This is a genomic window from Fluviicola sp., from assembly GCF_030151805.1.
In the GTDB taxonomy this organism is placed as follows: domain Bacteria; phylum Bacteroidota; class Bacteroidia; order Flavobacteriales_D; family Crocinitomicaceae; genus Fluviicola.
This window is the reverse complement of the sequence record NZ_JASLCN010000025.1, coordinates 1-6,512: the sequence shown is the minus strand read 5'-3', so window position 1 is coordinate 6,512 and position 6,512 is coordinate 1. Positions and strand designations below refer to the sequence as shown.

Here is a 6,512-nt window from a genome sequence, read left to right as displayed (position 1 = left end):
CCAACAGTTTACCTCCGTTTAAGATCAAAAATATACACCTGCCGAATTAACGATTATTTGTCCCGATATTTTTATTTGTGTCTGACATAGAACTATAAGCATCACAATGAGCCTTTGTTTTACAAGATGCGCCGGCAAATACAACTAACAAGGCAATGGCTAGAATTCCAAGGATTTTTTTCATGATCGTACGTTTAACAGTGAATACTAATTGTAACTTCTATACAAACTTACTACTTTCATCGTTATATAGAGTAATATTCTTGATAATTACCAAAGGAAACTATTGATATTGAAGCATTTCGTGAAGCTTTCTCAACAAAAATTGCAGCTTGTCCTTTTGGTCAATCTCTTCTTATTTACCTTTCCGAACCTTCATGCGCAAAAAAAAATCACTTTTCCGGAGCCGGATTTCAAAGTGATCAGCAAACGAAACAGTTTTACGTATACGGATACTTTATCGCTGAAGAAACAACTGACGGAAATTCAATTCCTGGCTTATAAAAAAGGCTACTTAAGTTTCGGGGTTGATTCTATTATTAAGATCGACAGTCTGAACAGCGAAGTATTTTTCACCCTGGGTTTACGCTACAAAAAACTCAATCTGTCCATCAGCGATGAAAGTCGTCGTGCTTTACGGGAAATCGGGATCAGTCCGCGGACAATTGAAACACTTCCACCCACTCCGCTCGAAATTTCTAAAAACCTGGAAAACATTCTTCATCAATTTGAGGTTGCCGGCTATCCGTTTGCTCAAATTTCATTCGAAGATCTGCGAACCGAAAAGGAAGCACTTTTCGTGGAGCTGATTATTAAACCCAATTCGCGCGTCAAATGGAACGAGATCATTGTGAGCGGAAGCAAAGTGAAACTGGCAAAAAGATACCTGGAAAATTTCCTGCATATTGAAAAAGGAGATTGGTACAACCAGGAACAGGTGAAGTTAATCGGCACACGACTCACTCAGCTCACATTTGTAAAACAAACCAAACCGGCTGAAATTCTCTTTACTCCCCAGGGAGCCAATTTATATCTCTACATTGAAACAAAGCCCGTTTCGCTGTTTAACGGAACCATTGGTCTTCAACAGGATCCGGTGAAACTGAAATATCAATTGACGGGAGATTTGCGTTTGAAACTTCAAAATGCCTTTAAACACGGAGAACTTTTCGATCTGAACTGGCGCTCGATTCAACCCGGAAGTCCACAATTAAAAATCCAGGCAGCTTACCCCTTTCTTTTCAATACCCCTTTTGGTTTAGATGGTCAGTTTTCACTCTTCAAGCGCGATTCTACTTTCCTGGAACTGAAAACAAGTGTCGGAGTGACTTATTTTGTTTCGGGGGGAAAAACATTGACCGGTTTTTATAAAAACCAGCAATCCAACTTGCTTGGAACAAAAGCGACCAGTTTATACGGTACAACCAAAAGCAATGTTTACGGTCTTTCATTTAAAAATCAAACGGTTGACTATTTACCAAATCCGCGAAAAGGGTTTATCTGGTATGTGGAAGCAAATGTTGGAAAACGCTCGCTTAAAAAGGATTCAACAACTTCCGGTTACCTGATTTATGGTGGTAAAGTTCAAATCGAATATTACCAGGCGCTTGGCAAACGTTTTGTAATCAAAGGCGGGCTTATCAGCGAAACATTTTACACTAACAACATTCAGCAAAATGAACTGCTACGCTTTGGAGGGAACCTTTCCCAACGCGGTTTTATGGAAGATGAATTACTGAGTACATACCGGGCGACCTTTACCATCGAACCACGCTTTATCCTGGATCAGAATTCGTATTTGTTCGTTTTTTACGATCAAAGCTGGTACGAGCGAAATGTTCAGAGTTACATTCACGATGCTCCGAAAGGTTTTGGAGCAGGGCTTTGTTTTGGGACTAATATCGGGATCTTTTCACTGACGTATGCGTTGGGACAGCAGTTTTCAAATCCGATTTTGTTTCGGGATTCGAAAGTGCATTTCGGATACGTGGCTTATTTTTAGAGTTGGCCCTGATTCCCGGTTTTAATTCGCGAAATTGCCATTTCGCAATATTACGAATCAACCTCAAGTACAACATCACAACCTGGCAACTAACAAGCTGATTACGAACAATAAAGAAGCTTTCAAAAATAATAAATTGTTCTGTCAGCCAGCAAAATCAATACTAATTCTATCAAAATCAACCAAGTCAACACTTTAATCAATTGATTGATTTCTCAATTCTTTTTTTACCTATCTTAACTTCACTATGAGCTACTTATTCATATCAAATAGATTTCAGAAATCCATTGTGATGATGGTTTTCACTTTTTTATTTGGTTCCATTGCAACTGCCCAGGACGTTGTTGTTATCGGTACTGTTTCAAACGATCAAAATCAAAAAGTGGTTGGTGCCGAAGTCAGACTCGGACAACAAAACAGCAAAACAAATTCGAAAGGACGCTTTGTATTTAAACTGGCTAAATTTCCCGCCCAATTATCCATTAAACATGTTCTTTATAAAGAATATATCGGATTTGTACGCGCACCGATCAATCAAAAAGACACCGTTTTTCTGAATATCATCCTGGAAAATAAAGCAACTGAACTGGAAGAAGTAACCATTAACTCTTCCCGCGTGATTTGGGCTTACCAGAAACTACATACACATATTATTGATTTTGCTTTAATGGATGACGAAATTCTATTGCTTTGCCAGGAAGATCACAAATACTTTTTAAGAAGACTGGATTCTCTCAGCAAGAAAATCACAGACCTTCAGATCAAAAAAAATCCGCAGAACTTGTTTGAAGATTGCACCGGTGGAATTCATTTGGCCTATACCGATAGTCTTTTCGAATTTAAATTTTGGGGAAACTCCATCAGCATGCTGGCGGGCTACCCTTACATTCAGGCGATGGATATTTTAAGCCCCTGTGTTATTTCCAGTGAAAACAATTTCATTGTCAAAAGATTGGGACCACATAATAAACTGGTAGAATACACAAAAATTGATCGCAACACGAAGATCCCCGAGTTGCTTTATATTACCACCGACAGAAAACAAATGCGCGCCCTGGATGATTATGCCATCGCCAATGACATCCCGGTTCCGCTTTTCAACCCCAATTACAGGAATACGCGCGGACCACAAATAGCCTCACTAACAGACAGGCAAAAATGGCAGAATCAGCAATTTTACAGGCAAATCCTTTCAAAAGAATTGTACACTCCGATCTTTGAAATCAATGATTCCATTATCATTTTCGATCACATCAAGGATAGCGCACTGGTTTTTAAACAGAACGGAGATTTTGTAAGATCTTTCCAAATCAGTTATCATTATTTTGAGAACTGGAAAAATGAATTAATTGTCAATGAAGAGAAAACAAAAATCTATGCTAAATATGAGATTGACGGCCTGGCAACACTACGTGAAATCGACCCTTCTACCGGAAAAATTCTGAACACAACACTCCTTGAAAAACACATTTATCCTATGAGAATTCAGGTCCGGGGAAATTATGCTTTCTACCTGTACAAACATTACTTGGATAACAGCATTCATTACCTGTACAAACAGGCTCTAAGAAATAATTAGTGATACTCAAATCAACGCATCATGAAACAAAATTACCTCATTGCAATCTTACTTTTACTCTTCTTCACTGCTTGGATAAGCGGAAGTAATTCCACCTGGTCTCAGGCGGAAGTAACTGTGAAAGGAAAGGTTGTTTCAGAAATGGGAACCCCCATTAAAAATGCTACTGTAAAATTGGGAAGTGCAGACGGGCGTACAAACTCCAATGGGTTTTTCATTCTTAAAAACAGTACGTTTCCGGTACAACTCACCGTAAAACATCCGTTGTTTTCAGAATATATTGATATGGTTGTCTTTCCTCAAAGATGGAGAGACACTCTTGAAATTTTTGTGGTCATGACAGGAAAAGAAACAGAACTGGAAGAAGTGACCGTCACAAATCGGCAATTGGTTTGGGTATATCCCAGAAAACAAGCCAATGTGCTGGATTTTGTTTTACAACCCGATGATGGAATCATCCTGTGTTGCAGCGACGAGAAAACATATTTTATGCGTGGTTTAAATTCCCAGGGAGAAAAAATGTATGAAATTCCTATTCGCAGACATCCAAAGGAACTATTCCGCGATTGCACACAAAGAGTGCACTTAATTTACTCGGATAGTATTTATGAAACATCCGTCATCAGTAATACAATGGGACTTTTTCAGATCAAATCAGCATCAAAACTATTCTTATACAACCTACTAAAATCCTGTGTATATAAAGATAATAAGACTTTAGTAAAATACTATTATTCCGATCAAAACCAACGCATTGAATTCCTTGCGTATAACATTCAAACACAAAAACCCAAAACAATCTATGTTAGTGAAGACCGGAAACGCAACAGACAACTTCGTGAATTTGCAATGGAAAACCGTGACAGAGGAGACGATTTGTTTCATACCTCAGACAAAGATCAATTGAAAATGGCGCGTGCAAGATGGGAAAATCTGCGCTTTTATGACCTGGTTTTAACCACCCCGGTTTACGTTCCATTATTTGAATTAAACGATTCACTCGTCATCTTCGATCATTTAAATGATTCTGCTGTTGTTTTTACGAAAGCCGGAGATCGCGTAAGGTCATTTCCAATCCTCTACCACCACTATAAGGGCTGGAAAAATGAGTTAGTTACAAATATGGAAAAAACCAAAATTTATGCCCGCTACGAAATTGACGGGCTTACAATTCTTCGTGAAATCAATCCGGAAAATGGAAAAATAGAGCGTCTGATCCGTTTGGAAACGCATATTTTCCCAAAACATCTTCAGATTCGTGATGGATACATTTATTACATCTACAACGATTACCTGGATCAAAGTATGCACTACCTGTTTAAACAAGCATTGAAACAATAATTACTTCCGTTGAATTCAACACATATGAAACAAAATTACCACATTGCAATTTCACTTTTACTTTTCTTCACCGGATGGATCAGCGGAAGTAATTCCAGCTGGTCTCAGGCAGAAGTCGTTATAAAAGGAAAGGTTGTTACTGATATGGGAACTCCCATTAAAGATGCCGCTGTCAAACTAGGAAGCGCGGATGGCCGCACCAATTCTAATGGATTTTTTATTCTTAAGAACAGCACTTTCCCTGCAAAATTAACCGTTAAACACTCCTTATTCTCAGAGTATGTTGACATGATTGCTTTTCCGGAAAGATGGAGAGATACCCTTCAGGTACTTGTTATCATGCAGGGAAAAGAAACAGCACTCGATGAAGTGACAGTTACAAGCAAACAAATATTCTGGGTTTACCCGCGGAAACAAGCCAATATACTGGATTTTATCTTACAACCCGATGATGGAATTATTCTTTGCTGCAATGATGAAAAAACATACTTCATGCGTGGCCTGGATGCCCGGGGGGAAAAAATGTTTGAAACTCCCATTCGCAGAAATCCAACGCAATTATTCCGCGATTGCATGGAACGCATTCACCTCGTTTATTCAGACAGTATTTACGAGACTTCCATCATCAGTAATTCCATAGGTGCTTTCCAACTCAGATCAGGCTCGAGGATCTTTGGATACAACCTGCTAAAGACCTGTGTTTACAGAGATGAAAAAATGCTGGTGAAATACAATTATTCCAAACAAGATCAATGCATCGAATACATCGCATTTAATATTCAGACACAAAAACCCAAGGTGTTCTATATCGGAGAAAACCGTAAACACAACAGAGAACTCCGCGATTATGCAGATGACAACAGAGGTTCTGAAGACGCAATGTTTAATTCCATGGACCCGGAGGAACTGAAAATCGCCCGCAGAAAATGGCAAAATCGACGCTTCTACGACCTTGTTTTAACAACTCCCGTTTATATCCCGTTATTTGAATTAAATGATTCTCTTGTCATTTTTGATCATTTAAACGATTCTGCGATTGTTTTCACGAAAGCTGGTGTTCGCGTGAGGACTTTTCCCATTTATTACAACCACTTCCAAGGCTGGAAAAACGAATTGGTTACGAACCTGGAAAAAACAAGAATCTTTGCACGCTATGAAATTGACGGACTTACAACTTTGCGTGAAATCAATCCGACAAATGGAAAAGTAGAACAAAAAATTCTGCTGGAACAACATATTTTCCTGAAACATCTTCAAATCCGTGGTGATTTTGTTTATTACATCTACGATGATTATCTGGATCGGAGCATGCATTACCTCTTTAAACAACCAATAAGATGATTAGTTTTGCATCAAATCCATTTTTAATTAACTTTCAACTCATTAAATAACCCTATGTTTCTGCTTGTAAAAAACAAAGCTCTTTTTCTCCTGGCTGTTACCACTCTAGTCAGCAGTTCGGGTTGGTCTCAATCGGAAATCATTATCAAAGGAAAAGTTGTAAATGAAATGGGAGCTCCTGTTAAAAATGCTTCTGTTAAGATTGATATTCACAACACCCGTACCAATAACAATGGTGTTTTCATTTTG

General features: G+C 38.5%; 6 protein-coding genes. 5 read left to right on the top strand and 1 reads right to left on the bottom strand.

The annotated features are described in order from the left end of the window. Positions 1 to 46: 46 nt before the first annotated feature. Positions 47 to 184 (bottom strand): hypothetical protein, encoded by a 138-nt coding sequence (locus tag Q1V93_RS00910; protein WP_300660195.1) that lies wholly within the window; start codon positions 182 to 184, stop codon positions 47 to 49. A 141-nt stretch (positions 185 to 325) separates the two neighbouring features. On the opposite strand from Q1V93_RS00910, the gene Q1V93_RS00905 reads away from it, so the two are divergent. The 5 genes from Q1V93_RS00905 to Q1V93_RS00885 all read left to right on the top strand — a co-directional run. Then, positions 326 to 2,002 (top strand): hypothetical protein, encoded by a 1,677-nt coding sequence (locus tag Q1V93_RS00905; RefSeq protein ID WP_300660192.1) that lies wholly within the window; start codon positions 326 to 328, stop codon positions 2,000 to 2,002. Between the two features lie 292 nt (positions 2,003 to 2,294). Next, entirely contained in the window at positions 2,295 to 3,581 is a 1,287-nt protein-coding gene (locus Q1V93_RS00900) for a hypothetical protein (RefSeq protein WP_300660189.1), read from the top strand. 21 nt (positions 3,582 to 3,602) lie between these two features. Continuing rightward, positions 3,603 to 4,922: a carboxypeptidase-like regulatory domain-containing protein gene (locus Q1V93_RS00895; RefSeq protein WP_300660184.1), complete on the top strand. Its 1,320-nt coding sequence runs from the start codon at positions 3,603 to 3,605 to the stop codon at positions 4,920 to 4,922. Positions 4,923 to 4,946: 24 nt separating this feature from the next. Beyond that, on the top strand, positions 4,947 to 6,263 hold the full coding sequence (locus Q1V93_RS00890; protein WP_300660181.1) for a hypothetical protein: 1,317 nt from the start codon (positions 4,947 to 4,949) through the stop codon (positions 6,261 to 6,263). Between the two features lie 54 nt (positions 6,264 to 6,317). Continuing rightward, a partial coding sequence (locus Q1V93_RS00885) for a hypothetical protein (protein ID WP_300660178.1) occupies positions 6,318 to 6,512 on the top strand: 195 nt, incomplete at its 3' end.

Excerpts from the sequence above, each read along its gene's own strand:
- Q1V93_RS00900 (WP_300660189.1), top strand. The coding sequence starts at position 2,295 with ATGATGGTTTTCACTTTTTTATTTGGTTCCATTGCAACTGCCCAGGAC.
- Q1V93_RS00910 (WP_300660195.1), bottom strand. The coding sequence starts at position 184 with ATGAAAAAAATCCTTGGAATTCTAGCCATTGCCTTGTTAGTTGTATTT.
- Q1V93_RS00890 (WP_300660181.1), top strand. The coding sequence starts at position 4,947 with ATGAAACAAAATTACCACATTGCAATTTCACTTTTACTTTTCTTCACC.
- Q1V93_RS00895 (WP_300660184.1), top strand. The coding sequence starts at position 3,603 with ATGAAACAAAATTACCTCATTGCAATCTTACTTTTACTCTTCTTCACT.